Annotated in this window: 28 protein-coding genes and 2 tRNA genes; 18 read left to right on the forward strand and 12 right to left on the reverse strand. The window is 56.6% G+C overall.

Features of this window, described 5'->3' with window-relative positions; genetic code table 11:
* The first annotated feature begins 34 nt into the window (after nt 1-34).
* The 3 genes from GVI59_RS01440 to GVI59_RS01450 all read left to right on the forward strand — a co-directional run bounded on the left by GVI59_RS01440 (nt 35) and on the right by GVI59_RS01450 (nt 3645).
* Complete coding sequence (locus GVI59_RS01440; protein ID WP_173572511.1) at nt 35-2254, forward strand: malate synthase G; 2220 nt, start codon at nt 35-37, stop codon at nt 2252-2254.
* 228 nt (nt 2255-2482) lie between these two features.
* On the forward strand, nt 2483-2899 hold the full coding sequence (locus GVI59_RS01445) for a CidA/LrgA family protein (protein ID WP_173572512.1): 417 nt from the start codon (nt 2483-2485) through the stop codon (nt 2897-2899).
* Nucleotides 2900-2901: 2 nt separating this feature from the next.
* A complete protein-coding gene (locus GVI59_RS01450) occupies nt 2902-3645 on the forward strand; it encodes an LrgB family protein (protein ID WP_173572513.1) in 744 nt (247 codons plus the stop codon).
* Between the two features lie 215 nt (nt 3646-3860).
* On the opposite strand, the gene GVI59_RS01455 is transcribed toward GVI59_RS01450, so the two are convergent.
* Nucleotides 3861-4367: a hypothetical protein gene (locus GVI59_RS01455; protein ID WP_173572514.1), complete on the reverse strand. Its 507-nt coding sequence runs from the start codon at nt 4365-4367 to the stop codon at nt 3861-3863.
* Nucleotides 4368-4527: 160 nt separating this feature from the next.
* Complete coding sequence (gene mscL, locus GVI59_RS01460; RefSeq protein ID WP_173572515.1) at nt 4528-4992, reverse strand: large conductance mechanosensitive channel protein MscL; 465 nt, start codon at nt 4990-4992, stop codon at nt 4528-4530.
* Nucleotides 4993-5269: 277 nt separating this feature from the next.
* On the opposite strand from mscL, the gene rpmE reads away from it, so the two are divergent.
* Both rpmE and GVI59_RS01470 read left to right on the forward strand, forming a co-directional pair.
* Nucleotides 5270-5497 carry a 50S ribosomal protein L31 gene (rpmE, locus tag GVI59_RS01465; RefSeq protein WP_173572516.1) on the forward strand — a complete coding sequence of 76 codons (228 nt, stop codon included), beginning with the start codon at nt 5270-5272 and terminating at the stop codon, nt 5495-5497.
* A gap of 287 nt (nt 5498-5784) precedes the next feature.
* Nucleotides 5785-6360, forward strand: a complete 576-nt coding sequence (locus tag GVI59_RS01470; RefSeq protein ID WP_173572517.1) for a DUF1013 domain-containing protein — start codon at nt 5785-5787, stop codon at nt 6358-6360.
* A gap of 56 nt (nt 6361-6416) precedes the next feature.
* Here GVI59_RS01470 and GVI59_RS01475 read toward each other — a convergent pair whose 3' ends face one another.
* Nucleotides 6417-6587 (reverse strand): YdcH family protein, encoded by a 171-nt coding sequence (locus GVI59_RS01475; protein WP_173572518.1) that lies wholly within the window; start codon nt 6585-6587, stop codon nt 6417-6419.
* A gap of 255 nt (nt 6588-6842) precedes the next feature.
* Here GVI59_RS01475 and GVI59_RS01480 point away from each other — a divergent pair, with 255 nt between their 5' ends.
* From GVI59_RS01480 to GVI59_RS01490, 3 genes are read left to right on the forward strand one after another with little or no spacing between them, the layout of a single operon-like run.
* On the forward strand, nt 6843-7043 hold the full coding sequence (locus tag GVI59_RS01480; protein ID WP_077812842.1) for a YdcH family protein: 201 nt from the start codon (nt 6843-6845) through the stop codon (nt 7041-7043).
* Between the two features lie 38 nt (nt 7044-7081).
* Nucleotides 7082-7624, forward strand: a complete 543-nt coding sequence (gene purE, locus GVI59_RS01485; RefSeq protein ID WP_173572519.1) for a 5-(carboxyamino)imidazole ribonucleotide mutase — start codon at nt 7082-7084, stop codon at nt 7622-7624.
* Nucleotides 7608-8762 carry a 5-(carboxyamino)imidazole ribonucleotide synthase gene (locus GVI59_RS01490; RefSeq protein WP_173572520.1) on the forward strand — a complete coding sequence of 385 codons (1155 nt, stop codon included), beginning with the start codon at nt 7608-7610 and terminating at the stop codon, nt 8760-8762. Before purE ends, GVI59_RS01490 begins: the two co-directional genes overlap by 17 nt.
* A 116-nt stretch (nt 8763-8878) precedes the next feature.
* Here the strand turns inward: GVI59_RS01490 and GVI59_RS01495 are convergent, their stop codons facing one another.
* The 4 genes from GVI59_RS01495 to GVI59_RS01510 form a co-directional block, all read right to left on the reverse strand.
* The gene (locus tag GVI59_RS01495; RefSeq protein ID WP_173572521.1) at nt 8879-9640 is read right to left on the reverse strand and encodes an ABC transporter ATP-binding protein; all 762 of its coding nucleotides are present in this window, start codon (nt 9638-9640) and stop codon (nt 8879-8881) included.
* Between the two features lie 5 nt (nt 9641-9645).
* Nucleotides 9646-10545, reverse strand: a complete 900-nt coding sequence (locus tag GVI59_RS01500; protein ID WP_338422046.1) for an ABC transporter permease — start codon at nt 10543-10545, stop codon at nt 9646-9648.
* Nucleotides 10546-10624: 79 nt separating this feature from the next.
* Entirely contained in the window at nt 10625-11083 is a 459-nt protein-coding gene (locus GVI59_RS01505; protein WP_173572523.1) for an NUDIX hydrolase, read from the reverse strand.
* Complete coding sequence (locus tag GVI59_RS01510; protein ID WP_173572524.1) at nt 11061-12314, reverse strand: MFS transporter; 1254 nt, start codon at nt 12312-12314, stop codon at nt 11061-11063. The genes GVI59_RS01505 and GVI59_RS01510 overlap by 23 nt, the downstream gene beginning before the upstream one ends.
* A 152-nt stretch (nt 12315-12466) precedes the next feature.
* Between GVI59_RS01510 and gpt the strand changes: the two genes are divergently transcribed.
* The 6 genes from gpt to GVI59_RS18935 all read left to right on the forward strand — a co-directional run bounded on the left by gpt (nt 12467) and on the right by GVI59_RS18935 (nt 15761).
* On the forward strand, nt 12467-12949 hold the full coding sequence (gene gpt / locus GVI59_RS01515; protein WP_173572525.1) for a xanthine phosphoribosyltransferase: 483 nt from the start codon (nt 12467-12469) through the stop codon (nt 12947-12949).
* A gap of 6 nt (nt 12950-12955) precedes the next feature.
* Entirely contained in the window at nt 12956-13876 is a 921-nt protein-coding gene (locus GVI59_RS01520) for an N-acetylmuramic acid 6-phosphate etherase (protein ID WP_173572526.1), read from the forward strand.
* Nucleotides 13877-13891: 15 nt separating this feature from the next.
* Nucleotides 13892-13968 (forward strand) — tRNA-Pro (locus GVI59_RS01525).
* 42 nt (nt 13969-14010) lie between these two features.
* Nucleotides 14011-14316 carry an ETC complex I subunit gene (locus GVI59_RS01530; RefSeq protein ID WP_173572527.1) on the forward strand — a complete coding sequence of 102 codons (306 nt, stop codon included), beginning with the start codon at nt 14011-14013 and terminating at the stop codon, nt 14314-14316.
* A 74-nt stretch (nt 14317-14390) separates the two neighbouring features.
* Nucleotides 14391-14467: transfer RNA gene (locus GVI59_RS01535), tRNA-Arg, on the forward strand.
* An 826-nt stretch (nt 14468-15293) separates the two neighbouring features.
* A complete protein-coding gene (locus GVI59_RS18935) occupies nt 15294-15761 on the forward strand; it encodes a hypothetical protein (protein WP_173572735.1) in 468 nt (155 codons plus the stop codon).
* Nucleotides 15762-15901: 140 nt separating this feature from the next.
* Here GVI59_RS18935 and GVI59_RS01545 read toward each other — a convergent pair whose 3' ends face one another.
* The 3 genes from GVI59_RS01545 to GVI59_RS01555 form a co-directional block, all read right to left on the reverse strand.
* Entirely contained in the window at nt 15902-17320 is a 1419-nt protein-coding gene (locus GVI59_RS01545) for a Tad domain-containing protein (protein WP_173572528.1), read from the reverse strand.
* Between the two features lie 85 nt (nt 17321-17405).
* Entirely contained in the window at nt 17406-17966 is a 561-nt protein-coding gene (locus GVI59_RS01550; RefSeq protein WP_173572529.1) for a LolA family protein, read from the reverse strand.
* Nucleotides 17963-18271 (reverse strand): BolA family protein, encoded by a 309-nt coding sequence (locus tag GVI59_RS01555; RefSeq protein WP_173572530.1) that lies wholly within the window; start codon nt 18269-18271, stop codon nt 17963-17965. The genes GVI59_RS01550 and GVI59_RS01555 overlap by 4 nt, the downstream gene beginning before the upstream one ends.
* A gap of 85 nt (nt 18272-18356) precedes the next feature.
* Between GVI59_RS01555 and GVI59_RS01560 the strand changes: the two genes are divergently transcribed.
* Genes GVI59_RS01560 through cobT form a run of 3 tightly spaced genes read left to right on the forward strand, consistent with a single transcriptional unit; the run spans nt 18357 to nt 21921 of the window.
* Nucleotides 18357-18962: a J domain-containing protein gene (locus tag GVI59_RS01560; RefSeq protein ID WP_173572531.1), complete on the forward strand. Its 606-nt coding sequence runs from the start codon at nt 18357-18359 to the stop codon at nt 18960-18962.
* A gap of 41 nt (nt 18963-19003) precedes the next feature.
* Complete coding sequence (cobS, locus tag GVI59_RS01565; protein ID WP_173572532.1) at nt 19004-19996, forward strand: cobaltochelatase subunit CobS; 993 nt, start codon at nt 19004-19006, stop codon at nt 19994-19996.
* Nucleotides 19997-20016: 20 nt separating this feature from the next.
* Nucleotides 20017-21921: a cobaltochelatase subunit CobT gene (gene cobT / locus GVI59_RS01570; protein ID WP_173572533.1), complete on the forward strand. Its 1905-nt coding sequence runs from the start codon at nt 20017-20019 to the stop codon at nt 21919-21921.
* Here the strand turns inward: cobT and GVI59_RS01575 are convergent.
* Nucleotides 21913-23382, reverse strand: a complete 1470-nt coding sequence (locus tag GVI59_RS01575; protein WP_173572534.1) for a pyridoxal phosphate-dependent decarboxylase family protein — start codon at nt 23380-23382, stop codon at nt 21913-21915. The genes cobT and GVI59_RS01575 overlap by 9 nt on opposite strands.
* Nucleotides 23383-23527: 145 nt before the next feature.
* Here GVI59_RS01575 and GVI59_RS01580 point away from each other — a divergent pair, with 145 nt between their 5' ends.
* Nucleotides 23528-24313, forward strand: a complete 786-nt coding sequence (locus tag GVI59_RS01580) for an alpha/beta fold hydrolase (protein WP_173572535.1) — start codon at nt 23528-23530, stop codon at nt 24311-24313.
* 51 nt (nt 24314-24364) lie between these two features.
* On the opposite strand, the gene GVI59_RS01585 is transcribed toward GVI59_RS01580, so the two are convergent.
* Nucleotides 24365-25207, reverse strand: a complete 843-nt coding sequence (locus tag GVI59_RS01585; protein WP_173572536.1) for a DUF1217 domain-containing protein — start codon at nt 25205-25207, stop codon at nt 24365-24367.
* Nucleotides 25208-25329 lie beyond the last annotated feature (122 nt).

A 25329-nucleotide genomic window follows, 5' to 3' on the forward strand; every position in this document is an offset into this window, starting at 1 on the left:
AGCAGCGAAACGTCACGGCCTCGGAGACACGACCATGACCACGCATATCCAGATTGAAGGCATCAGCATCGATCGCGGTCTTCACACATTCGTCAACACCGAAGTGCTACCGGAAACGGGCGTTTCGCAGGAGACGTTCTGGGCCGGGGTAGCCGGTCTTGTCGCCGAATACTCCCCCAGGATTCGTCACGCACTCGCACAGCGCGACCGGCTCCAGAAAGCGATCGACAATTTCCTGATCGGCAGCAGCGGCACGGATATGCACCTCCGCACCCGCTTCATGCGCGAGATCGGATATGTCGAGGAACTGCCGCCGAAATTCACGGTTTCCACCCAGAATGTGGACGCGGAGATCGGCCGGATTGCCGGACCGCAGCTTGTGGTGCCCGTCAACAACGCCCGCTACGCCCTGAACGCCGCCAATGCGCGCTGGGGCAGTCTGTATGACGCGCTCTACGGCACGGACGCCCTGCCCCAGACGCCGCCTTTCCAGTGTGGGACGGAATATAATCCGTTGCGTGGGCGTATCGTCGTCCGTCGCGCCAAGCTATTCCTTGATGAGACAGTGCCGCTGCTCATCGGCAGTCATGCCGATACGTTGTCCTACTATGTGCATCACGGTGAACTGCACGCGAAGCTCGAATGCGGCCGCACGACGGGACTGAAGCACCCGACGCAGTTCGCCGGTTTCGCAGGACCACCATCAGAGCCACGCGCTGTGCTGTTCAACAATCGCGGTCTGCATATCGAGCTGAAGATCGACCGCGCCTCCACCGTCGGCAGTGTGGACAAGGCTGGCATTGCGGACGTGATCGTGGAAGCCGCGATGAGCACCATCATGGACTGCGAGGACAGCGTCGCCGCCGTGGACGCACAGGACAAGGTGCTGGTCTATCGTAACTGGCTTGGGCTGATGCGCGGCACGCTGACCGCTGCGGTCCCGCGCAACGGCAAGGTGACGACCCGCGCGCTCTCGGAAGACCGACGTTACACGGCCCCGGACGGCGCTCCACTGATCCTGCATGGCCGCAGCCTGATGCTGGTCCGCACCGTTGGCCATCACATGTTCACGGACATGGTGCTGGATGCCGAGGGTAACGAGACACCGGAAGGCGTGATCGACGCCGCGATCCTGTCCGCCATCGCCCTGCATGATCTGCGCGGCAACAGCCCGGTCCGCAACAGCCGCATGGGCTCGATCTACCTCGTTCGACCGAAGATGCACGGCTCGCAGGAAGTCGCGCTGTCCGACGCCATCTTCACGTCGGTTGAAGAGATTCTGTCCCTGCCCCGCAACACGATCAAGATGGGCATCATGGACGAGGAGCGGCGCACGAGCTGCAACCTTGCCGCCTGTATCAATGCAGCTCGCGAGCGCGTGTTCTTCATCAACACAGGTTTCCTCGACCGCACGGGCGACGAAATCCACACCTGCATGAAGGCCGGAGCCGTCGTGCGGAAAGGCGACATGAAAAAGGAGCCGTGGATCAGGGCCTACGAGCAGCGCAACGTCGCCATCGGCCTGGAATGTGGCCTGGGCATCGGCCCGCGTGGCCATGGGCAGATCGGCAAGGGCATGTGGGCGATCCCCGACCGGATGGCCGACATGCTGGAGCAGAAGGGGGCGCAGATGCGGGCGGGCGCCAGCACGGCGTGGATTCCCTCTCCTACAGCGGCCACTCTTCACGCTCTGCATTATCATCAGGTGGATGTGATGGAGGTCCAGAAGGAACTCAGATATCACGCGCCTCTGCCGATGGAAGACCTGCTGTCCCTTCCCCTCGCTCAGGGTGCGCACTGGTCGGAAGAGGAGATCGCCGCCGAACTCGACACCAATCTCCAGAGCATTCTCGGCTATGTGGTGCGCTGGGTGGATATGGGGGTCGGCTGTTCCAGAGTGCCTGACCTGAACAATGTCGGACTGATGGAAGATCGCGCCACACTCCGGATTTCCTCGCAGCATGTCGCCAACTGGCTGATGCACGGGGTCGTGTCGGAAGCGCAGGTCGAAGCCGCGCTCATCCGCATGGCGCGGATGGTGGACGAGCAGAATCAGGATGAGGCCGGTTACATCCCGCTCTCCACCCATCAGGACGGTCCCGCGTTCATGGCGGCCCGCGAACTGGTGTTCGACGGCGCACGCCAGCCGAACGGCTACACGGAGAGCATCCTCCACAGACGACGCAGGGAGGCCAAGCGCCGCCACCGCATCGAAGGGGTCACACAGGAAGACATGGAATTCGCCGCCGACTGAAGGCGGCCCATTCCTTCCAATGTGACGGACCAGCGCGAGGCGTTCCGGCCGGTTCCCGGGGGCCGGAACGCCTTCCCGTTAGCGGGGCGCGCAAATGTGGTTTGCCAGTTATCGGGTTCCGGGCAAGATGAAGGCCCGCCCCCCTCATGAACCGGGGCGCATCGGACGCCCGGATCACGGCTTTTCCGGTCCGGGCGTCCGATGCGCCCCCAAGAAAAAGAAAAAGCCATGCCGGAAGCCTTCCTTATCCTGATCCTGTTCCAGCTTCTGGGGTCCGCGCTACAGATGGTTCTGCATCTGCCGGTCCCCGGTCCGGTTATCGGCATGTTCCTGCTGGCCGCCGCCCTGCTCTGGAAACGCAGCCGGACACGGACGGACGGACCCAAAGCTTCTTCCTTTGACACCCCAGCCCTATCCTCGCTGTCCCGAACCCTGATCGCCTGCCTTGGCCTGCTGTTCGTCCCGGCCGGTGTCGGCCTGGTCACGCAGATGCCGGTGCTGCTCGCCAACGGACTCCCGATCGCCGTGGCGCTCTTTGGCTCTACGCTTCTCGGACTGATGGTGACGGCGTTCGTGATGCACAGGGCGACCCATGATCGCCCCTCGCCAGAACGCATTCCAGACACAGGCGGACAGGTGCTCTGACAATGCAGTCACTTTCTCACACGCTTCATCAGATTTACGCGCGTTTTCTTCCCGAGCCGAACATGGAAACCCTGTTCTGGCTGAGCGTGACGCTCGCGGTTTTCGCGCTGGGCGTCCGGTTGCAGATCCGGCTGGGTCGTGCGCCGTGGGCCAATCCGGTGCTGTTTGCGATCGCTTTCGTTGCGCTGGGCCTTCTGGTCACGGAAACGCCCTACGCGACGTATTTTGAGTCAGTGAAGATCATCAACTTTCTGCTTGGCCCTGCCACTGTCGCGTTGGCCATTCCGCTGGCGGATTCAATCCGTCTCGTCACCCGCAGTCTTCCCGCCATGACACTGGCGCTGCTGGCCGGGTCCGTGACGTCGGTGGTCAGCGGGATCGTTCTCGTTCTGCTTCTGGGCGGCTCGCATGAGGTCGCCCTGTCCATGGCCCCAAAGGCCGTGACGACGCCGATCGCCATCGCCATCACCACACAGATCGGTGGAATTCCGGCGCTGACGGCGGCCTTCGCCATTCTGGGCGGCATCATCGCGGCGATGATCGGGGAGACAATCCTGCGACGGCTCGGGATTACGGACTGGCGGGCGCATGGGCTGGCGGCGGGCATTGCAGGCAGCGGGATCGCGGCGGCTCAGGTGGCTCAGCGCGACCCCGTGGGAGCCGCTTTTGCGGCGCTGGGGATCGGGCTGAACGGACTGGTGACGGCAATCATTGTGCCGCTGATCCTGTATTTTCTGCCCGGATAAAAGGTTGTTTCAGAATGCCGCTTTTTCAAAAAAACGGTCTTCTGAAACGGTTTGAAGAAATGCTCAATAAAATTCCTTGGTGTTTGAGCCAGCTGCGTTGAGGCTTAAGGAATAAATCCGTTCTCCAAGCATCGTCGCCCTGTTATCACACCTGTCCATTTCTCTTTTTCAGGAAAAACCTTCACGACACAGAAGAAATTTCATTGAGAAAACAGCTATTGTTCGTTTTTTTCTTTATCTCCATCAACATGCTCCTTCACAGTCGGCTTCCCATCTCTCGTAAGCTTTTCGGTGCGCAGAACGGCAATTTTCTGAATAATCTGTTTCTTTACTTTGGACAGTGCTGCGACAAGAATCCGGTCCATACCGGTCTTTCGCAGAATAAGCCGCATATGAAGGGGCAGATGATCAATGACAATATTGGCTATTTTCGCAATGATCAGTTCGTCGGCGATGATTTCAAAGGCTGCTGAGCCAGCAATTTTCGAAATCGCCGCTTCAATGTAGGGCCAATATTTTCTGATGATCGCAGCCTCTTTCAGGGACAGGGTTTTGTTCCTGAACCAGGCAGCATTTCCTCTGACATCCGTTATTTTCCTTAAAGAGGCTGAAACCTTTGCGCGAACCCGTTTGTTTCCATTTTTTTCTTCGGGATATAACGACACATCACTCTCCGTGTCTGTCTGGTCGGCAGGACGAACTTCCCGTTCTTCGGAGATCATAAAATTTTTCCATTTCCCAAAGAATTTTCATGAAATGCTGCCCTGCTTAACAGTCAGATCCTGTTGTGGGCAAAACAACTTCACCCGCCATCCAAAGCCGCAGACAAAAAAAGAGGAGCCGAGGCTCCTCTTTTCTACAGTCTCATACGGACAGGCGGTATCAGCTGTGTGTCTGCTGATGAACAATCGCGTCCCGGATATCCTGGAGCAGGAGTTCGCTTTTCGTCGGCGGAGGCGGAGCTACCGGCTCTTCAGCCTGCTTCGTGTGCAGCTTGGACAGAAGGCGCACCATCCAGAAGATGACAATGGCGACGATCAGGAACTGGATAACAGCGTTGATGAAGACACCGTAGTTGAGGGTGACCGCACCAGCTTTCTGTGCTGCATCCAGTGTCGGCTCGACAGGACCTTTAAGCGTCACGAACAGATTGCTGAAATCAATGCCGCCTGTGGCCAGACCAAGCACCGGATTGAACACGTCCTTGACCAGACTGTTCACAATCGCCGTAAAGGCTGCACCGATGATGACACCGACGGCCATATCAACGACATTGCCCCGCATAATGAAGGCTTTGAAGTCATTGACCCAACCGGGTGTATGCACAGCAAGTTTCTTGTCTGCCATGAGATCCTCTAAAAAATTATGTAGCCTGTCTTACCGACTGTCTGCGTAGATTTACAACAATAGATTAACCTTATGGCAACAAATAGGCCAGGAAATTGGTTTTGGAGCACATCAAGTAAAAAATCCATTAAAGAGTTTTCCGGCTGAGCAGCCTCGACCGTGCGCAGAAATTGCCAGTTTTCCCCGCTTTCTTCGTTGCCATCCCTGCCTGATCCGCCTATACGTGCGCGATCCATTCCCGGTCGGCATCGGGAACTTTTTCTTAGAGAGCGTTGAAATGAAACAGAACATTCACCCCGACTATCACGAGGTCAACATCATCATGACCGACGGCACCGAATACAAAACGTATTCGTGCATGGGTTCCGCTGGTGACACCCTGCGTCTTGATATCGACCCGAAGTCTCATCCGGCATGGACAGGCGTCCAGCGCATGATCGACAGCGGAGGTCAGGTGGCCAAGTTCAACAAGCGCTTTGCAGGCATTGGCAAGCGCGCCTCCTGAGAAAAGGATGACCGTGAAAAGAACTTTTCTTTTCACGGATAAGCCGGAAAAACCCTGCACCGTAGCCCGGTCGCAGGGTTTTTCTTTTTTCGACTGAACGTCTGGACTGCCGTCCTGTCAGACCCGGTCGACGATTTTCGCTTGACCCCATCGCAAGCGGCGGCCATTACCGTACATAACAGCGCGCCGGCAGGCACGCAGGGACGGGCCGGCGAGGCCCTCGCCCGTACAAACCGATCCCGGTGCCTGCGTGAGCGCCAAGAGACCACGCAGCAACAGGATCGATGATGAGCACGCTTCCTCTTATGCCCAAAGCGACGGCCGTCTGGCTGATCGAAAAGACGGCTCTGACCTTCACGCAGGTTGCTGAATTCTGCGGCATGCATCCTCTGGAAGTGCAGGCCATCGCTGATGGTGAAGTTGCGCAGGGAATCGTCGGATATGACCCGGTCGCCAACCGTCAGGTCACAGCGGAAGAAATCAGCCGGTGTGAGGCGGATCCGAACGCAAAACTGAAAATTCTTTCGACGGTCAATCCTGTGAAGCGTCGCGCCAAAGGCGCGCGTTACACACCTGTCGCCCGCCGCAATGACCGCCCGGACGGTATCGCTTTTCTTCTGCGCAACTTCCCGCAGATTCAGGATCAGCAGATCGCCAAGCTGCTCGGGACAACCAAGGACACCATCGCCAAGGTTCGTGACCGCCAGCACTGGAACAGCCAGAACATCAAGCCACGTGACCCGGTGACACTCGGCCTGTGCAGCCAGATGGATCTCAACGCTGCCGTCGCGGCCGCCAATGAACGCCTGACGCGCGAAGGGCAGGAAGTGCCCCAGCCCATGCCGATCGAAAGCGAAGACTGAGAAATATCGCAGGCTGCGTCTGACTTCACGGACGCAGCCTGTCGCAAGTCATCACATCAGGACATGGCCCTGACACGATCCATTTCCTCCTTGAGCGTGAGTTTCTGCAATTTAAGGCGCATCAGTACATGCTGATCCGGCATGGGGCGATGTCCTTCGTCGTGGATTTTTGCATCAAGGACAGAGTGCCGACGGCTGAGGCTCTCAAGGCGTGACTGCTTGCTCATTGTTTCACTCTCCGATTGGATAGTTGCAACACGCCGATGCTAGCGCTGTCTGTCACCAATCTGACATGAAAAATTGCTCATGTTACGCAGTTTATTTTTATCCTGAGCCGCATTCTTCCCTCGGAAGAAGATTCTGGCCTCTGGTGTAAGACAATCCGTTGGCTTAACGTGACAAAGATCAGGGCTGATGGTCTCACGGATGTGTAAAGCGGGTGTTCGTGATGAATATCACTGGACGAGAATGCCGGAGGTGCGATGCTGAGTGATCGGGAAAGTATGCTGCGCAGACTTCATGAACTGCGGAGCGAACATCGTGATCTGGATACGGTCATTGACCGTCTGGTTCACGAACCGATGGATCATCTCCAGCTTCAGAGGCTGAAGAAACGCAAACTCCTCCTCAAGGATGAGATTGCGTGGATCGAGAGTCATCTTATTCCGGATAACATTGCGTAACAGCAATGGTCTGATCAGGTTCCGAGATTTGAGAGATCATGGATAATATTGAAAACCAGCCCGAAGCGGCAGCGGATGATGCTGTAAAGCAGGAATCGGAAGCGCCGCGCGTCGGAATCATCATGGGAAGCCAGTCGGACTGGGAAACCATGCAGCATGCCACGCTGACTCTGGATGCTCTGGAAGTTCCGTATGAGACAAAGATCGTCTCGGCGCACCGGACTCCTGACCGTCTGGCGGAGTATGCCCGCACGGCCACAGACCGTGGTCTGTCAGTCATCATCGCCGGAGCAGGCGGCGCTGCCCACCTGCCGGGCATGTGTGCTGCGTGGACACGACTGCCGGTTCTGGGAGTGCCTGTTGAATCCAGGGCGCTGAAAGGCATGGACAGCCTGCTTTCCATTGTCCAGATGCCCGGCGGCATACCGGTCGGCACTCTGGCGATCGGCAAGGCGGGGGCCATCAACGCCGCCCTGCTCGCCTCCTCCATCCTCGCCATCTCGGATGCGGAACTCGCAGCCCGGCTCGATACATGGCGCGCCCTTCAGACTGCCTCGGTACGCGATGAACCTGAACAGTAAGAACGACTTTCTGCCTCCCAACTCGGTTCTTGGTATTGTGGGTGGCGGCCAACTGGGCCGCATGTCCGCCATGGCCGCCGCCCGCCTCGGTTTCCGTTCGCACATTCTTGCGCAGCGTGAAGATGAGCCGGGGCTTCAGGTCTCTCATGACGCCACCATTGGCTCCTTCAATGACCCGGATGTTCTGAGACGCTTTGCAGCGGCTGTTGACGTCGTGACGTTCGAGTTTGAGAACGTCTCGGCAAACGGGCTTGATCTGCTGTCAGATCTCAAACCCGTCCGCCCTTCCGGCGCCATTCTCCGGATCAGTCAGGACCGTGAACAGGAAAAGACATTCCTCGGTTCCATCGGCATTCCGGTGGCGCCCTGGAAAATTGTTACTGACGCTGCAAGCCTTGCGCACGCCGCCGAAACGGTTGGTTATCCCTTCATCCTGAAAACGACCCGCATGGGTTATGACGGCAAGGGGCAGTTCCGTGTTCACAACGCCGAACAACTGGATGAGGCTCTGGAAACTCTCTCTCCCAAACCGCTGGTGGCGGAAGGGATGGTCGATTTCGCCATGGAAATCAGCGTCATGGTCGCTCGTGGTGTCGATGGTACCACGCGCACATTTTCGGCTACTGAAAACCGCCATGTCTCCGGGATTCTGGACCTCAGCCTCGCGCCCGCCCGTATCAGTGAGGAACTGGCAACTGAGGCGGGTAAAATCGCCTGTCGTATTGCGGAAGGTCTGGATCTCATCGGAATTCTGGGCGTCGAGATGTTTGTTGGCCGCAAGGGGGAACTGCTCGTCAACGAAATCGCCCCTCGCCCTCATAATTCCGGCCACTGGACAATGGATGCCTGTGCCTGTGACCAGTTTGAGATGCACGTGCGCGCTGTGACAGGACTACCCTTGCCGGAACCTGTGCGACACTCGGATGCGGTCATGAAAAATCTTGTGGGACCGGATGACATGGCTTTGTGGCCTGAAATCGTCGGAACGCAGGGCCTGATTCCGCATCTTTACGGCAAACGGGAAGCGCGGCCCGGTCGCAAGATGGGCCACGTCAACGTGCTTTTCCCCCACGGTTCCCTGCCGGGAGAATTCGGTGTGCGGGCTGCGCTGGGGCCGTTGGCCAGTTCCGCAGAATAGTTTTTCGTGTCGGGCAATCATCGTTTTTCAGGAGATGGTTGCCCGGATACTGTCAGTCGACAAAACCGGTCCACTACAAAACAGAAGCACTTAGCTCCTGAAAGAACGTGCGGCTTCTAACTCCCCGCATCCAGATAGACCGGCAGCACATCCGCAGGGCTACCATCCATCACGATTTTCCCCTGCTCCATCCAGAGCACGCGCGTGCACCATTTCTCGACAATGGATGGCATATGGCTGGAAATAACCAGAATTTCAGCGCCTTCGACCAATCCTGCGATCCGTCCTTCCGCACGCTGTATGAACGTGGCGTCTCCCGCCATGAACCATTCATCCATGATCAGGATTTCCGGCATGATTGCTGTCGCCAGTCCGAAGGCCAGACGCAGACTCATGCCTGAGCTGTAGGTCTTCAGCGGAAGATCCATGAAAGCGCCCAGATCGGCGAAGGTCTCCACATCCTGCTCGACCTCCCGGATGGCCTTGTCGGACAATCCGAAAAACAGCCCCCGCAGGCGAATATTCTCCCGCCCCGAAAGCTCCGGGTCCATGCCGAGAGACGTATCCAGCAGCGTCCCTACCCGCCCCTGCACAAGCACACGTCCCTCTACAGGCTCATAAATACCGCTCAGCGCCCGCAGGAGCGTTGTCTTGCCCGCTCCGTTCCGTCCGATCAGCCCAAGACGCTCGCCGGGCTTCAGGGAGAAATTGATGTCGGCCAGAGCCTGCACCATGATCCGGTTGCGATCGTCACGGGAGAAGCGGCTCGAAGGCGTTTTGCCCTTCAGAGCGCCCTTCATGGTCTTTTTCAGACTGCGTGCATCGCCGTGATAGAGCGGAAAGGAGATGGACAGGTTCGAAACGTCAATTCCAGCCATATCGTCTACACCCAGTAAGCCAGACGACCGCGCAGGCGGGCGAACAACAGAAAGGAAACACACCAGAGAACAACGCTGTAGGCCACGGCCATCAACCAGATCGACGGCCTTACCGGTGTGCCCATGAATGGTCCGCGCACGATCTCAATCAGCGGATAACAGGGGTCAAGCAGCATGTACTGCCGCCCCATATAAATAAGATCGGGTTTCCAGAGGATCGGCGTCACAAAAAACAGGATCTGCATGACGTTGGCGGCAATTGGCGGCATGTCCCGGAAGCGCGCGCCCAGCACGCCCAGCAGCAGAGTGAGCGCATAGAGGTCAGCAAACCACAGCAAAACACCTGCGGGCAGCGACCAGTTGAGCGTCGGCACGACACCAAAGACAGCGAACAGCACCACAATGACACCGACACTGTGCAGAAAAGTCAGAAAATTCCTGACCATCACCCGCATGATATGCACGGTGAACGGCATTCTGATCGAGTGGATCAGATTGACGGTGCTGGTAAATGCGCAGCATCCATCCGTAACGATTCCACTCAGATACGCCCATAGCACAAGAGAAAAGCACAGGAATGGCAGGTAAGCCTTGAGGTCCGTATGCAGAAGCGTGGCGTAAAGCACGCCCATGGCCGCAACAAGAATGGCCGTGGAAATAGTGACCCAGAACGGCCCCAGCAACGACCCACGATACCGCATTTTTATATCAAGCCAGCCCAGCGTCCAGCCGAGGCGGAACAGCCGGAGGCTGCCGAACAGATCGTTCAGCGCGTGAACGATGCGGGCAGTTCCACGCTCAGGCCGCAGATCCATGACCGGCACGTCACCACGCGCCGCAAGTTCTGCTGCAACATGAGGCTCGTCCGTGATGGGCTCTGCAGGCCCTATCGGTTCTGACGTCACGGGAGGCTTCCTCTCGTCGTCCGGCCGTTCTGTGCTGTTCATGCCTGCGCGATAGACAACCCCGCAAAGAAGCGCAAGGTCAGGAACTTCGAGCAGCTTCTTCTGCTTGCCGCGCCAGGGTGAAGACGCCTGCGCTGGCCTGTGCCCCCAACCCGCTGATTGCGTCCAGACTGAACCATCCCGCCTCAAGAGCATCATCAGCGGCGACGGGCTCCGGTGTAACCAGAGAGTGTTTCAGATCGCACCGCACTGCGACAATGACATAGTGGAACAGCAGACAGTCGTTCCCATCCCGATGGATCGAACCAAATGCCGTCAGCACACTGATTCCCTGGGTGCTGACACCGGTTTCTTCCAGGAGCTCACGGCTGGCTGCGGTCAGAAGAGTCTCACCCGGCTCGATACGTCCGCCGGGGAACCCCCACAGGCCCGCATCGGGAGGATTGGCGCGCCGGACCAGCAGAAACCCTCCGTCGGTGGGATTGCGACAGACAGCGAGCACTGCGCCTCGCGGTTCAGGTGGAGGGCTTGATGTCATCGAGCCGATCCAGTTCACGCAGTCCCGGAAAAAGACGCATCCACAAGCCCGTCACCACCAGCGTGCCGATGCCGCCGATCACCACGGCGGGCACTGCGCCCACACAGGCCGCCAGCATACCGCTCTCGAACTCGCCAAGCTGATTGGAGGAGCCGATGAACAGCATGTTCACCGCAGAGACACGTCCGCGCATTTCATCGGGGGTGCCAAGCTGAATCAGCGCGCCCCGCACCATCACGCTGATCACATCCGCAGCGCCCAGCACCATCAGGGCCAGAATGGAGAGCGGGATCGAGCGGGACACACCGAAAACAATCGTCGCCAACCCGAATATGGCCACCGACAGGAACATGATCTTTCCGGCGTTCTTCCGGATGGGCCAGCGCGTCATGATGACCGCCATCAGAACAGCCCCCATGGCGGGACCGGCTCTGAGCAGGCCAAGCGCTATAGGTCCGGCATGCAGGATGTCGTCGGCATAGACCGGTAGAAGCGCCGTCGCGCCGCCAAGCAGCACGGCGAAAAGATCCAGCGAGATGGCGCCAAGCATGGGCCGCTGTCTGCGCAGGAAGGCGATGCCACCCATTACGGATTCCAGCGTGATCGGCTGCCGACGACGCTCCGGAAAGCGCATGGTAATTGATGCTGTCGCCAGAGCCGACGATGCAAAGCCGATGCAGCACAATGCATAGCAAGTATCAGCGCCAAAGCCGTACAGCACGCCGCCCAGAGAAGGACCAGCGATGCAGGCCACCTGAAACAGCGATGACGATAAGGCCGCCGCTCGTGGAAACAGCGAAGCCGGAACAATGGCGGGAAGAAATGTCTGTTGTGCAGGCATCTCGAAGGCGCGACAGGCGCCGAACAGCGCCACCAGCAGATAGAGCGCCCACGGTCCGATCAGATGCTGCCATGAAGCAATCGCCATACCGCACGCAGCGAGCGCCTCAACCACCTGACAGGTGATCACGATCCGGCGGCGATTGAACTGATCCGCCACATGTCCGGCGGGCAGCGTCAGCAGCATCATGGGGAGAAACTGGGCCAGACCGACAAACCCCAGCGAGGCTGAACTGTGCGTTAGGGAATAGATCTGCCAGGCGACCGCAACCGCCTGCACCTGCGAGGAGAAGGCGGAGAGATTGCGACCGACCAGACAGCTGATCAGTCCCGGTTGCCGTAACAGAGTTGGGTCGGGAGATGGAGGAACGGTGGTTTCAGTCGCTGACATGAAGCTGTCTCTAGCAGGTGATTATTCCGCTGACACCACCCTGCTGGTCACGTTGCCAAGACGGGTTGCGGGAGGCAATACAATCGTTACGCCGCCATAAGCCTTTAACGAGCCAGCGGCGCACAGACTGAGATCAATGGAGACGCGGTGCGATGGCGACGACTTATGCAACAGTGACCTGGGACCAGCTTCACCGCGATGCCCGCACTCTGGCGGAAACCCTGATGTCGAAAGGGCCGTTCAAGGGCATTGTCGCCATTACCCGGGGTGGTCTGATTCCTGCCGCCATCCTCGCCCGCGAACTCGACTGCCGCCTGATCGAGTCAATTTCTGTTGTTACCTATGATGAAGAATCAAAAGGCACTCCAAAAATAATCAAGGATCCGCAGGCTGCCGGAGACGGCGAAGGTTTTCTTGTGGTGGATGATCTGGTCGATTCCGGCATTACCGCGCGCGTCGTCCGTGAGCGTCTCCCGAAAGCGCTGTTCGCCTGTCTCTACGCCAAACCGACGGGCAAGCCTCTGACCGATCTGTACGTCATGGAAGTGCCGCAGGACACGTGGGTGCTCTTTCCGTGGGATACGGCTCCCCTGTTCATCGCGCCTCTCGCCAAAAAAGCGACGAACGGGAACTGAGTCCTCATGATCGCGTCCCTGCCCGCTACGGAAAACGCTGATCCGGCTTTTCTGGATTACGACACATGGCCTGTCGCGACACAGCTGACGGCGCTCTGGCAATCCCAGCTTGCTGCGGCAGCGGTCGTGTCATCAGCCCTGCCCGCTCTGACCGCGGCGGTTGAAAGCGCCCTGCCCCGCCTGAAAGCTGGTGGGCGTCTGGTTTATGCCGGAGCGGGCAGTTCCGGACGTCTGGCCGCGCAGGACGGAGCGGAACTCGAGCCGACCTACAACTGGCCACCAGAGCGGATGTGCCTTCTCATAGCAGGAGGCCGGGAGGCTCTGCTCAACGCTGTCGAAAATGCTGAAGATGATGCGTCGGCCGGCTGTGCTGAAATCGAGGCGCTTCAGTTGACCGCCAATGATGTCGTGGTCGGGATCGCGGCAAGCGGGAAGACGCCCTACACCGTCGCCTGTATCAAAGCGGCCCGCAATGCGGGCGCCCTGACCGTGGGCATCGCCAATGTACCGGAGACGGCTCTCCTGCTTGCTGCAGAGCATGCTGTTTTCGTTGGCACCGGAGCCGAGCCGATTGCAGGTTCAACACGCATGAAGGCTGGAACGGCCCAGAAAATTGTTCTCAATCTGCTATCCACTTCCCTCATGACCGGTCTGGGGCGCGTTTACAGGGCGCGGATGGTGGATATGCGGAGCCGCAACGCCAAATTACGTGAACGTGCTGTCCGCATGGTCATCAATCTCACGGATTGCAGCGAAGAAAACGCCCGAATCGCGCTCGAACAGACAGAAGGCCATGTAAAATCAGCCGTTCTGATGGCGCTTGGAGCCGATAAAAAGGCGGCTGAGACTGCCCTTTCTTTGTCTGACGATAATTTGCGTAACGCTTTGAGCCGATTGGGGCTTGCCAGAACCTCTCTCTGCACATAGGTTCCGCCGCAGGTTCGGGGCGTGGCGCAGCCTGGTAGCGCGCCTGTTTTGGGTACAGGAGGCCCCCGGTTCGAGTCCGGGCGCCCCGACCACTTTTCGACACGGTCTCGTTGAAAGCAACGGAGTGGCGAGTAATGACTGCAAGAATTTACAAACAGCCTAAAAGTGCAGGACAGTCCGGGCTTTACGGTGCCCGCAGCTGGATTTTCGAATATGGCCAGTCCGCCCCCCACCGTCCAACCCCTCTTATGGGATGGACCGGAAGCAGCGATACAAAAGCGCAGGTTCGACTGAAGTTTGAAAGTCTCGAAGAAGCCGAGGCCTACGCTCGTCGTCACGCTATCCCTTATGCAGTTGAACCAGTGGTCGAACGCATTCGCGTTCCCAAGGTTTATGCGGATAATTTCGCGATGAACCGTATCCAGAACTGGACGCACTGAAGTTCTTCAACGGCACTTGTTTTTTCTGCTGGAACAACGGATAAAACGCCTGCCGGTCTTCAAGGCAGTTCTGCGCGCCCTTAGCTCAGTTGGATAGAGCAACAGCCTTCTAAGCTGTGGGTCAATGGTTCGAATCCATTAGGGCGCGCCAATTTTTTCCTTGCAAATCAATGAGTTAAGTGGATTCACTTCCTGTTCATTTTAGGGATATGTCCACTTTTGACGCCTAGCATAGTGGTATGCACAGGGTTTCCCCGCCAAAGGAAATCAAGAACTTAGGCGTGTCTGAAAACCTGAAAAAGCACAGTGCTAACACATTTGGCCAAGCTACAGCCGTTCAGTCATTCAGTCATTCAGTGTGTTTATGCCTACCGGCACCCGAAACTGGCCCATGCGGTTTTCACTTCCCGGTCATGGGCAGATAAGAATCAGCTTAAAAGCGCCAGATAGGGGCAAGGCAACGGTCCTTGCACATCGCACCTATTGGGAAGCGGTGAACCGTACTGAATCAGGCCAATCGGTAAGGAACAAAACGACAGACCTGTTAGTCCGTGATTGGCGGAATCTGCCGCGTTTAGGTGTACCACATCAAAAAATATCAACGCGGTTGCTTGTGATAAACCGATATTTTGGTAGTTTCATAGGTAACCAACCTATCACCGACAAGACGATGACCGCCTATCAGATATGGCGAAATGATTACTGGATAACTGGGTCCGACAAAGGGTCTTTCTGGAATACCAGCGCGAAAGACCAGCACACGGCCAAATTAAGTCGTCACAGATTGTCCGCTCATCCATCGCTGTTTTCGTGTGAAAAGCCTCCAGGCCTTCCAAGCAAGCACATGAGCAGACAACGCGGCACAGGAGATAGGTTCAAGTTAAAGTTTTCATACAGAAATTAAACTAGAAATATAAATCTTTTACCTATAAAGTTTTTTATAGAATTTTTTTAAAGGGAATAAAGAAATTAATATAATAAAAAATATATCGAGAATTGTTTTCCTGTTTGCTAGTATTGTTTTAATAATATTAGCATCATTCCTGATAATATCTGGAGGAATTGGACTGGTATCTGCGTTTATGTTGTCATTTAACGATGGCCGAACAGAGATTGTTCGAGCGATCAGTTATGTCGTGATTTCCATAGCTGTTTTTGATGTTGCTAAATATTTCATTGAAGAAGAGGTCCTGCGCCCCAAAGGAAAGCAATCCCTGTCTGAAGCACGGGATAGCCTTACGAAATTCATGACGACAATCATTATTGCTGTATTTATTGAAGGACTTGTTGGTGTTTTCGAAAGAAGTGGTGAGCAGCCGAAAGATATTCTCTATCCAGCGGCACTTCTGGTTGTGGCCACAGGTATGGTGGTGGCATTGGGGATTTACCAAAAGTTCAGCGTAAATGCCGAGCGGGAGAAAAAAGAAAAAGGATTGACCGACTAAGGAACAGTCCCAGGGCGACCTTGAGGCGATTTACAACAACTCGTCTATGAAGGCTTCCTGAATCACGATGCTTGTGACCGATCAATTCACTTCAATCCTCACTGTGGATTGGAATGGAATATGGACCATTCTAAAAAGGCTCAATTTTGATTATTTCCAATCAGTCGCAAAGAAACATCGCTCATAATAGAACTGAATATGGACGTAATCGCAGTTTGAATGGCCGGGCCGTCGTCAGCCTCGAAAAAATCCTCATCGTCCGATGCGCAGGCCTGCATGGCTCCCTGCATTGAACCTGCCCCCGTCCCCAACAGCGGATTTATCAGAGAGTCATTGATTGAATAATATGTTGCCCAGACGGAAAATAATCTTATCCCGCTTTGTTTTATATTCTGACATGCCGCACTGTAATCGACATTTACAACACGATAGCGCGTGTTCGGATCCTCATATATGTTGGTATACCCATCCCACACATCCTGAGCACCATCAGAAAGAAAAACAACATATGTCTTTCGTTTTGATGACGATGACCCGTCCCCTATATTTGCAATAAGAGAAAGGGATTTATTCAGATAATCAGATGTATTTGTATATCCATAGTTGTAATCCTTAAAGTCATAAGGTGCGGACCCACTGTTATTCGCATTCGACCATTGGGTAGCATTTTCAATATCGATAGATGATGCAGCATTCATTGCTGCCGTCATGTCTGATGTTGAATTAAGGAGCTGATTGAAATTTGTGCCGATCGTATTGATCGAAACTGTAATTTTGTCAGGATATTTTGAAGAATATTCAGACATATTTTCCATAAATTCTTCAAGGGCTTGATTAACGTAGTCTATTTTTAGATTTATGCCCTGCTGCTTTGCGTAGGCACGCATATCGCAAGGCCATTTTCTTGAAGATGATTTACGTGCGCCAGTAGCGTAACAGGACTCGGTAGAGACCCCGTAACCCTTCGGGTCATGGCAGGCAAATACGCATTGACTGCTTCCATTCTCCAAAGTGGATATAGCTGCAGGATCTCCTCCAATTGCCATGGAATTGGAGATATCCACTACAAAAACAATCTGAAAATAAGACTCCCCTTCATCCATCGCCGCTGTGGATTTGACTGTTATTGGCCCACTTGAATAGTTAAGTATATTTGAAATCAACAGTCTGGGCGTATAAGAAAGAGAAACCGAGACCGCTCCTGAAACAGAGGATGCAGGAATATACTGAACTGTAACGGCTGGAACAGGCGAAATGCCGGCAGCCTGAACGTTCTGCATAACAGACTGTAGGGCTGTGGTCTCGGCAATCTGCTGAGCCGTCGTTTGTGCGCTACTGTCATTCAAATGACTGAACATGTAATTACTTGCGCTTTTCGTAGCCGACAAAGCAGCAGAGTCAGAAAAAGTCTGCAACCTTGCCTTGATAGCGACCATCTGAGAATAGTCGACCGCAGCAGCAACTGCGGTTAAGATAATCAGAGAACCAAACGCGGTAAAAATAATAACGCCGCCAGTCTGGTTTGAAATAAATTGGCGAAAGAGTTTTTTTCTGAACAAGACTGCATTCCGTGAAACAAACAGCCTGCCAAAATATAAATTTAATTATAAACAACGAATTAATTAAGTTCATATTTTTCAAATATTATTCGGAAAAGTCCAGAGTGATCACATGCTGCCGGTCATCCACAATAACCAGACCAGACAATGCCAGTTTTGCTCCATCATCCCTGAAACGTAATGTCAGCAGACCATCTGACAGCCGGCCTGTTCTGGCGATAGACACCTGAAGTGTTGCAGGCCCACGCCTCACAGCCGTCACTGTGACTGCCCCCTGCATATGGACCGGACGCGCAAGCAGCAGTCCCAGAGGTGTGTGTGAAAGACCCATGCGTGTCACGGCGCCTGTCTGGGGGTTATTGAGCACAAGGTGACCGTCGCCCGCTGTAAGCGTCATGCCCCTCGGATTGGTGTAATCCAGCCTCAGCCGTCCGGGTTCATAATTGAGCGTCCCTGAGCCACGGCTTCCGTCAGGCCAGGTTTGCACGAACCAGCTTTGCAGGGTGGTCAGACCATTCAGGTAGTCCTCCACACGAGCGACATCCTGCTGATCCTGAGGCGTCAGGGTGAGGCTTGGTGTCTGGGAACAGGCCGCCAGCGCCAGTCCGGACAGCAGCGCACTTCTGCGGGAGAGCGTCCGCATCATGCCGCCACCTCAGCCGGCGTGTTCAATGTCAGGGCCAGCGCGTGCAGACCGTCAGCAAACTCAGAATCGAGATATTTGTGAACAAGGCGCGACCGGGCAACGCGCGAAAGACCAGAAAAGGCGTCGCTCACAACCGTCAGGCGAAAATGAGTTTCCGATGAGCCCTCCTGCGGCCCGCGTGGACGCGCAATGTGGTGCGCATGCCTGTCGCTCTCATCGATGATCTCCATACGAACCGGAGCGAGCTTCTCCTGCAGAAGTTCCATCACGCGCTGAGCCCGTGGACCCGTTGCAATACCAGCCATCGCCTTAATCTCCCGCCTTCTGCATGTCACTCTCCGTCAACAAGCCTCTTGCATCCGGACCATCGTGGCACACATAACAGGCTGCATGAGCAGACGAAACACACGTCATCGGGCATTTGATCCCGATCCGGATGCCCCGAGGCAATGTTGCGACGCCCCCGGCTGCGAGCAGGAGGCCGGCTATCGTGCGCCCAGATCCCGCGATAGTCTGAACGAATATTTCTGGTTCTGTCTTCAGCACGTTCGCGAGTACAACGCTCGGTGGGACTATTACAAAGGCATGAGTTCGGCGCAGATTGAAGCTCATCTGCGGGCTGACATGTCCTGGGATCGTCCCTCATGGAAAATTGGGCATATCGGCCAGAAAGGCTTCAACGAGGAGGATGTGCTCGATCCCCTCGATATCCTCAACGCCTCCCGTGCCGATCGCGCCCGCCGCTACCGTCAGTCCCGCGAACCTAAAACGCCGGAACCCCTGCGCGAACCGCTTGCTACGATGGGGCTGCGTTGGCCCGTCTCTCTCGACGAGGTCAAAACGCGCTACAAGGCTCTTGCCAAGAAGCACCATCCGGACACCAATCATGGTGATCCACATGCCGAAGAGCGCCTGAAAGTCATCAATGTGGCTTACTCAACCCTTCGCACGCATTTCACCTCCAACATTGAGAGTGACCTCGAAAAATCTGCCTGATCGTGGCAGGGTCACTCTGAACATTAACGAACGGATGCATCATGAGCGCTGAGTCTGCTGACCTGATACCAACATCTGCGATCTCGGTTCCCGACCTTGAGGTCTCGGCGCGTGAGGTTTTCGGAATTGACAGCGACATCAAGGTTCCCGCCTTCTCGATCCGCACCGAGCATGTGCCCGAAATCGACACCAGCTACCGGTTCGATCACGACACGACGCTCGCGATTCTGGCGGGGTTCGCGTTCAACCGCCGCGTGATGGTGCAGGGCTTCCACGGCACCGGTAAATCCTCACACGTCGAACAGATCGCCGCGCGCCTGAACTGGCCGTGCGTCCGTATCAACCTCGACAGCCATGTGTCGCGTATCGACCTGATCGGCAAGGACGCCATCGTCCTGAAAGACGGCCAGCAGGTGACGGAATTCCGTGAAGGTCTGCTGCCATGGTGCCTTCAGCACCCATGCGCCCTTGTGTTCGACGAATACGATGCAGGGCGTCCGGACGTGATGTTTGTCATCCAGCGCGTGCTGGAAGTGGACGGCAACCTCACCCTGCTTGACCAGAACCGCGTCATCCGCCCCAACCCGTTCTTCCGCCTGTTCGCCACCGCCAACACGGTCGGCCTCGGTGATACGACCGGCCTGTATCACGGCACGCAGCAGATCAATCAGGGACAGATGGACCGCTGGAACATCGTCACCTCCCTGAACTATCTGCCGCACGAACAGGAAGTGGCGATCGTCACCTCCAAGCTGGGTATCGCCGCCGACGACAAGAAGATGCGCCAGACCATCGACAACATGGTCGCTCTGGCTGGCCTGACGCGATCCGGCTTCATGGCAGGTGACATTTCCACTGTCATGTCGCCCCGCACGGTCATCGCCTGGGCTGAAAACCTGCGCATTTTTGGTGATCTGGCCTTCGCTTTCCGCGTGACGTTCCTGAACAAGTGCGATGAAGCCGAACGCAGCATGGTGGCTGAATACTATCAGCGCTGCTTCAACGCCGATCCCATGGGCAAGCGCAAGAACTGACGACAGGAAAAAGACAGGACATGGCCGAACGTCCCCGTTCTTCCCAGACTCCTCCCACAGTGAATGATGCGGCTGACAAGGCCGAGGCGTTCCGGCGTGCGACGGTCGGGGCTATTCGCGCCATGGGCGGACGGCCTGACACCAACGTCACCTTCCACTCAGGGAACATGCCGCCTAGTCCTCTGGATCAGGAAGGACCGATCCGCCTGCCCCAGCCTTCGCGTCATGCGACGGATGAGGAAGCCACCCGCATCCGTGGGGCTGCTGACTCTGAAGCCCTGAAAATCAGGCATCACGACGCGGAGTTTCATCGGTCTCATCAGCCGGATGACGGGGCCGCGCGTGCTGCTTACGACGCGCTGGAACTGGCGCGTGTTGAATCAGTCGGCTCACGTCACATGCTCGGTGTGGCGGCCAATCTGGACCAGAAGCTGGAGCAGGAATGTCGTGACATCGGCGTGTCGCACATGTCCAGCAAGGAGCAGCTTCCTACGGCTTTTGCGCTTGGCCTACTTGCTCGCGCCAAGCTCAGTGGACGGCCTGTGCCGGAAATTGTCCGTCCTTTGCTTGACGACTGGAGCCGCACGCTTTCGCCCGACGCCGTGAAAGCGCTTGAAGCGCTCAACGCCGTGCAGGACGATCAGGCCGCCTATTCCAGGGCGTCGCAGAAGCTGATGGCCGCGTGTTCCCTCGTTGAACTCGATAACGAGCAGCCGGAAAACGACGAAGACGGAGAGGATGATGCGACCGGAGAGGATGAAGACGGCGCGGACGAGCCGCCTGCCTCACCGGAAGAGCAGCCGCCGACCGATGAAATGGAAGAAGAGCAGGCGGGCGCTGAACCACAGCTGATGGATGGAAGCGGCGAAACCGGTGATCCGGATGAAGCTGCCGATACCGAAGCTGGCGACACCGACGGAACTGGTGAACCTTCCGGCCCCAATGAAGGACGACCTGCCACCCCCGGTGACACCGCTTCCGGTTACCATGCCTACACCACCCAGTTTGATGAAGAAGTTGCGGCAGAGGATCTGTGTGACGAAGACGAACTGACACGCCTGCGCCAGCAACTGGACGTGCAGCTGGCGGCACTGACCGGCGTCATTTCACGACTGGCCAACCGCCTGCAACGCAAGCTCCTCGCCCAGCAGACACGCTCATGGAACTTCGATCTGGAAGAAGGCATCCTTGATGCCGGGCGTCTCTCGCGGATCGTCGTCAACCCCACCCTCTCCCTGTCCTACAAGCAGGAAAGCGAAACGGAATTCCGCGATACCGCCGTCACGCTTCTGATCGACAACTCCGGTTCCATGCGCGGACGACCGATTTCCGTGGCGGCCATGTGCGGCGACATCCTCGCCCGCACTCTTGAGCGTTGTGGTGTGAAAGTGGAGATCCTCGGCTTCACCACGCGTGCATGGAAAGGTGGCCAGAGCCGTGAGAAATGGACAGGCGACGGCAAGCCCAAAAACCCCGGACGGCTGAACGATCTGCGTCACATCATCTACAAGGCGGCGGACACCCCGCTGCGACGGGCACGGCGCAATCTCGGACTGATGCTCCGGGAAGGCCTGCTCAAGGAAAACATTGACGGCGAGGCGCTTCTCTGGGCGTCCCGTCGCCTGCGCAGCCGTCCGGAACAGCGCCGTATCCTGATGGTGATTTCGGACGGCGCGCCCGTGGACGACAGCACCCTGTCGGCCAATCCTAGTTCCTATCTGGAAGACCATCTGCGTGAGGTCATTACGGCCATCGAAAGCCGCAGCGAGGTCGAACTGGTCGCCATCGGCATCGGGCATGACGTGACGCGTTATTACCGGCGCGCCGTCACCATCACCGACGCCGAAGAGCTTGGTGGCACGATGATGAAAAAGCTGTCCGAACTGTTTGACGAGGGCACACGCCGCTCGGGCCGTTCAGCCTGAGCGGCGCTTTGCGGCAAAGCTGAGAACAGCATCCACCATCCGGTCGACATCCGCCGCCATTGTTCTGTGATTGACGATGGCGGCCCGGATCACCAGATGCCCGTCGATGCGTGTCGTCGAGGGAGCTGCCAGCCCGGACTCCTGAACATCCTTCACGACCTCGCCATTCAGATGGTCGAGCTGCTCTTCCGTCAGGGCAGGATCACGAAGCCGGAAGCAGACGATATCCAGCGTTACAGGCGCCATGAGTTCGAGCTTCGGTTCGGAGGCCACGCGCTCCGCAAGATGGCGGGCGACGGCGCAGCACTGATCCACCATCTTCCCAAGCCGGTGCGTGCCATAGACGGATAACGTCGCCCAGACTTTCAGCGCCCTGAAGCCCCGCGACAGATCCGGACCAAGATCGCAAAACCACGGAGCCCCCGCGGCTAACCCGCGGTCTTCCCGCGAGAGATAGGACAGGGTCTGCGCAAAAGCCGCGGCATGCTTTGCAGGATCTCGCACGATCGCACAGCCGGCGTCATAGGGCACCTGCGCCCATTTGTGAAAATCGAACGCAAGGCTGTCGGCCTTCTCAAGCCCTGACAACGCTTCCTTGAAACGTGGCGAGAGCGCCGCCATCGCACCGAAAGCGCCGTCCACATGGAACCACAGGCCCGCTTCGGCAGCGATTCCGGCAATGGTATCCAAGGGGTCGATCGCGCCCACATCAACCGTTCCCGCAGTTCCGACCACAAGAAACGGCTCAAGGCCTGCTTCCCTGTCTGCGGCGATCATGGCCTGCAGAGCCGCTGTATCCATGCGGAAAGTCTTGTCCAGAGGAACCAGACGGAGCGCATCGGAACCAAGGCCGGCAAGATCAAACGCCCGGCTGACGCATCCGTGGGCGCTCCGGGCGGCATATCCCACCAGAGACCGCCCCCCAACACCATTTTTCCTCAGGGACAGGCCATCTTTGGCAGCGCGACTGGCGACGATGACGGCAATAAAATTCGCCATTGAAGAGCCTGTGACAAACAGGCCTGAAGCCGTCTCAGGAAACCCCATCAGGGTCGCAGCCCAGCGAATGACCATGCGCTCGACTTCTACCGGCGCATGATCCCGACCGCCCAGATTGGCGTTCAATCCAGCCGCGAGCATTTCCGCCAGCATACCAACCGGCGTCCCGCCGCCATGCACCCACCCCATGAAGCCCGGATGCCGGTTTCCTACGCTGTAAGGCAGGACCGTCTCCCTGAACGCTTCCCCAAAGGTCGCAGCGTCCATTCCATGTTCGGGCACTGACGCGTGACGAAAGCCGGATCGCATGTCGTCGGGCAACGGCTGCCAGACAGGATGTTCCCTGATATCCCTTAGATTATCGAACATCATGTCGAGCATATGATGGCCTGTGGCGCGGAGCCTGTCCCAGTCTGCTCCCTGCGGGTCAAGAGAAAGGAACGGGTCGGTATCATCCACCATGGGCACAGGCTTTCTCAAGAAATGGGCTGGCAGGAAACTTAGGCGATCACTACGCTTTCATACAGAACCGAGTTGAAGAAAACCAATGCAGGCCAGTCTGATACCTGTCAGTGACTGATGCCCACAATCTGGAGCGAGGCCAATCATGCTGTTCGACGGTTTTGCTCTCACAACCAGGACTGTGAACGGCGTTTCTTACCGTTGTTGCCTTGGCGGCAGTGGCACGCTCCTCGTGCTCCTGCATGGTCGGCCAGAAACGCACGCCATGTGGCATAAGATCGCTCCAGCCCTTGCTGCCCATTACACGGTGCTGTGTCCGGATCTGCATCCTGAGCGCACTCTCGCCCAGCAGGCTGACGATCTGCTCGGTCTGGCCGACAGTTTCGGCCATGAAAGCCTCATTCTGGCTGGACAGGATTATGGCGCGCGGGTCGCGTGCGAGGTCGCTGGATTGGAACCCTCTCGCGTGAAGGCTCTGATTCTGCTTGAGGCCCTGCCCGGCCCGGATCACACCGGTCGGGATGATATGGCGTTTTCCCTGACACAATATGAAAGTTGCTGGTTTGGGCAACTGCACCCCAAGCCGGAGGCCAATGCAGTCCAGGTCCCTGCTGAGTGGCTGGATGACCCTGTCTCAGGAGACAGTTTCTTCTCTCCAGAGGCTGTAAAAGACTATCTCTCCGCGCCGGTATGGCGAAGTAGCACGCCCTTTTCATGGCCAGCTTCGCGCCCCGATCTCCACTGTCCCGTTCTTGTTCTTTGGGGTGAAAAAGGGCGTATTGGAGGATGGTATAATCCTGTTGTGCCCTGGCAGGAGGTCTCGACCGGCAAAGTGACCGGCCAGGCGCTTTCGGGCGAACATTTTCTTCCGGAAGAAGCGCCGCAAGAAACACTTGCGGCCGTTCAGGATTTTCTGGCCAGCACACTATGAATCGAGCAGGCAGTTTACTGTAGCTCGAACAATTTCAAACCTCAGCGTCTCTTAACCGAACAGGGAGGAAACAAGAGAAGTGCCGCTGGAGGTAATGCCGAACAGACTGAGAGTAGGATCCGTTGATCCATCCGAACCATAAAGTGACAGCATTGTAGTCGGCTTGGTGACCGTCTGCGGATTGAACTGAAGGATGGCCAGATAACGCTCTGCGTATTTCTGAATATTCGCTTCAGATGAAAAATCAGACGCTTTATATGTTTTTGTAATCAGCCGCTTCTGTTCATCGTAGTCCAGAACACCGAACTGAGTGGGATTATATCCGCTGACGGTTTCAACAACTTTCAGAAGGGTAGCATCAGACATGATCTGGTCGACCGTCATGCCGGTTGTCATTGTTCTCGTGAAATAAAGGGCGTTACCAACACCGGACGTGCTCTGCTGCGCTTCCAGTGCGGTTTCATAGGATTTCTCTTCATATTTCGTGACGATCGAATCAACAGTCGACTGATCAGCGAAAGGCGATGTTGTCGAAGCTGAAGATCCGCTTGTATCGAATGCTGAAAAGGCTTTTGCAAAGGCTGTCCAAGCCGCATTGCCTGATTTGGCCGACACAGACTTGGGATCCGTCGGATCCTGCGTGAGAAGGTCTTTCACCAGCGCTGTAGAGTTCTGAATCGATCCAAGCCCATAGGCGCCAAGAACGACAGAAAGCGCCTTGTAGTTTTTCATCAAGGCGGAAGCGGAGGTGATTGTTACGGCGTCTTTCTCAAAGGACGACGTATAGTTTGTCACCGTCGCATCTGTCTTGGCATAGTCGGAAGCTGATTTTGCCTCATCCTTGAGATCATGCTCATACAGGGCGACAGGTGACAGACCGGTGATAACAGACATGACAGACCTCCATCAGCCGGCTTTTCCGGCGTTTGCGTCTGCCCGCAGGGTGCCGCACCATTACTAACAACCAGTTAAGCTCATATTCGCAAAACAGACATCCGGGCTTCATTTTAAGCTTG

Source organism: Acetobacter sicerae (assembly GCF_011516765.1).
GTDB classification, from domain to species: domain Bacteria; phylum Pseudomonadota; class Alphaproteobacteria; order Acetobacterales; family Acetobacteraceae; genus Acetobacter; species Acetobacter sicerae.

Bases quoted from the DNA above. Each gene is read 5' to 3' on its own strand.
- GVI59_RS01440 (WP_173572511.1), top strand. From the start codon at position 35: ATGACCACGCATATCCAGATTGAAGGCATCAGCATCGATCGCGGTCTT.
- GVI59_RS01445 (WP_173572512.1), top strand. From the start codon at position 2,483: ATGCCGGAAGCCTTCCTTATCCTGATCCTGTTCCAGCTTCTGGGGTCC.
- GVI59_RS01450 (WP_173572513.1), top strand. From the start codon at position 2,902: ATGCAGTCACTTTCTCACACGCTTCATCAGATTTACGCGCGTTTTCTT.
- GVI59_RS01455 (WP_173572514.1), bottom strand. From the start codon at position 4,367: ATGATCTCCGAAGAACGGGAAGTTCGTCCTGCCGACCAGACAGACACG.
- mscL (WP_173572515.1), bottom strand. From the start codon at position 4,992: ATGGCAGACAAGAAACTTGCTGTGCATACACCCGGTTGGGTCAATGAC.
- rpmE (WP_173572516.1), top strand. From the start codon at position 5,270: ATGAAACAGAACATTCACCCCGACTATCACGAGGTCAACATCATCATG.
- GVI59_RS01470 (WP_173572517.1), top strand. From the start codon at position 5,785: ATGAGCACGCTTCCTCTTATGCCCAAAGCGACGGCCGTCTGGCTGATC.
- GVI59_RS01475 (WP_173572518.1), bottom strand. From the start codon at position 6,587: ATGAGCAAGCAGTCACGCCTTGAGAGCCTCAGCCGTCGGCACTCTGTC.
- GVI59_RS01480 (WP_077812842.1), top strand. From the start codon at position 6,843: ATGCTGAGTGATCGGGAAAGTATGCTGCGCAGACTTCATGAACTGCGG.
- purE (WP_173572519.1), top strand. From the start codon at position 7,082: ATGGATAATATTGAAAACCAGCCCGAAGCGGCAGCGGATGATGCTGTA.
- GVI59_RS01490 (WP_173572520.1), top strand. From the start codon at position 7,608: ATGAACCTGAACAGTAAGAACGACTTTCTGCCTCCCAACTCGGTTCTT.
- GVI59_RS01495 (WP_173572521.1), bottom strand. From the start codon at position 9,640: ATGGCTGGAATTGACGTTTCGAACCTGTCCATCTCCTTTCCGCTCTAT.
- GVI59_RS01505 (WP_173572523.1), bottom strand. From the start codon at position 11,083: ATGACATCAAGCCCTCCACCTGAACCGCGAGGCGCAGTGCTCGCTGTC.
- GVI59_RS01510 (WP_173572524.1), bottom strand. From the start codon at position 12,314: ATGTCAGCGACTGAAACCACCGTTCCTCCATCTCCCGACCCAACTCTG.
- gpt (WP_173572525.1), top strand. From the start codon at position 12,467: ATGGCGACGACTTATGCAACAGTGACCTGGGACCAGCTTCACCGCGAT.
- GVI59_RS01520 (WP_173572526.1), top strand. From the start codon at position 12,956: ATGATCGCGTCCCTGCCCGCTACGGAAAACGCTGATCCGGCTTTTCTG.
- GVI59_RS01530 (WP_173572527.1), top strand. From the start codon at position 14,011: ATGACTGCAAGAATTTACAAACAGCCTAAAAGTGCAGGACAGTCCGGG.
- GVI59_RS01550 (WP_173572529.1), bottom strand. From the start codon at position 17,966: ATGATGCGGACGCTCTCCCGCAGAAGTGCGCTGCTGTCCGGACTGGCG.
- GVI59_RS01555 (WP_173572530.1), bottom strand. From the start codon at position 18,271: ATGGCTGGTATTGCAACGGGTCCACGGGCTCAGCGCGTGATGGAACTT.
- GVI59_RS01560 (WP_173572531.1), top strand. From the start codon at position 18,357: ATGAGCAGACGAAACACACGTCATCGGGCATTTGATCCCGATCCGGAT.
- cobS (WP_173572532.1), top strand. From the start codon at position 19,004: ATGAGCGCTGAGTCTGCTGACCTGATACCAACATCTGCGATCTCGGTT.
- cobT (WP_173572533.1), top strand. From the start codon at position 20,017: ATGGCCGAACGTCCCCGTTCTTCCCAGACTCCTCCCACAGTGAATGAT.
- GVI59_RS01575 (WP_173572534.1), bottom strand. From the start codon at position 23,382: ATGGTGGATGATACCGACCCGTTCCTTTCTCTTGACCCGCAGGGAGCA.
- GVI59_RS01580 (WP_173572535.1), top strand. From the start codon at position 23,528: ATGCTGTTCGACGGTTTTGCTCTCACAACCAGGACTGTGAACGGCGTT.
- GVI59_RS01585 (WP_173572536.1), bottom strand. From the start codon at position 25,207: ATGTCTGTTATCACCGGTCTGTCACCTGTCGCCCTGTATGAGCATGAT.